The 1,426-nt window shown below is 49.7% G+C and carries 1 protein-coding gene; it reads left to right on the top strand.

Annotation, left to right across the window (positions count from 1 at the left end; all coding sequences use genetic code 11):
* The coding region (gene mutL, locus VT06_RS16725; RefSeq protein WP_046555468.1) for a DNA mismatch repair endonuclease MutL at window positions 1-1,372 on the top strand (1,372 nt) is incomplete at its 5' end.
* Window positions 1,373-1,426 lie beyond the last annotated feature (54 nt).

The following is a 1,426-nucleotide window of genomic DNA, read 5'->3' on the forward strand; positions in this document are numbered from 1 at the left end:
GGTAAAACCGGCTGCCCACCCAGATGGCACTAGTATTGAAGTGGTAGATTTGTTTTTCAATACCCCTGCCAGGCGTAAATTTTTGCGTAGTGACAAAACGGAATTTAGCCATATTGACGAGCTGATAAAACGCTTAGCATTAAGCCGGTTTGATGTAGGCTGGCAGCTAAACCATAACGGTCATAGTGTGCGGCGTTTGCCGCAGGCAACTACCGTTAGTGCCAGACAAAAACGAGTAGCCACTTTATGTGGCAAGGCCTTTGCAGAACATGCTGCTTATATTGAAAACAGTGCTGGTGCCGTTAAGCTGCATGGTTGGTTGCTGGCACCCGTAGCGTGTCAGAGTCAGGCTACTTGTCAGTATAGTTATGTTAATGGCCGGATGATGCGTGACAAACTGTTAAATCATGCTATTCGTCAGGCTTATGGTGAGCGTTTAAACGCCGAACAACAGCCTGGTTTTGTAATATATCTCGACATAGATCCCGCTGAAGTTGATGTAAACGTGCACCCGGCCAAGCATGAAGTGCGGTTTCATCAGGCGCGGTTGGTACATGATTTTGTAGTCAGTGCACTATCTGATGCGCTGCAACAGTTAAGTATTGCCCCTAATGCTGCGTTGTCGCAGGTAGCCAATACCGCGGCGCCTTACCAGGTGGTGGCAGGCAATTCGATTACGCCGTCACGGCAACGACCTGACAATGCATATCCGCAGGCCGGGTCTGCTTTGGGTACTGAGAATAAACCGCACAGAACGTTAAGCTGGCAAGCCACCACGCCTGCTCAAACTGCCAGAAAAAGCGAAGGCCAGCTGCAGTATTTAACAGAACAATACGCTGCGGCAGATCCGAAAATTGCGTTGCTAACGCCGGCCATGCCGGCATTATTGCCAGCAGGAAATGGTTATGCAATTGCTCAGAGTGAACAAGGGCTGGTGTTACTCGATTTAGCCGCGACTCTGGCGCCAGCGTGGCTTACTGATGGTAACAACGCAGCATTATTACTGCCGCTGCGGGTAAAAGTAACCCACGATGAAAAACAGCAGTTGCTGGCTGCGGCTAGCCTGTTGCAGCAATTAGGGTTTGATATTTTATTGCAGGACAGTACGGCTATAATCAGAGCAGTAGCGCCCTGGTTACGCTCGACCACCATTAGCCATTGGCTACTCGATTGTTTACCGTTGTTGCAACCGGCAGAGCCGGTTACCAGCAGTAAGGCCATTTTGACTATGCTACTTTCATCGCATAGGCTTAGCAGTGCTGCGCTGCTACACTACTTTGCATTAACGCTAACGAACCATCAGCATTGGCTGGCGGTACCGTTGGATTTATCCAGCAGTATTGCTGCGTTAAACCGGGAGCAGCCGACATGAGCAACGCTTTACCGGTCATTTTTATTATGGGGCCAACAGCGTCAGGTAAAACCG

The sequence above is a fragment of the Arsukibacterium sp. MJ3 genome, assembly GCF_000987765.1.
In the GTDB taxonomy this organism is placed as follows: domain Bacteria; phylum Pseudomonadota; class Gammaproteobacteria; order Enterobacterales; family Alteromonadaceae; genus Alishewanella.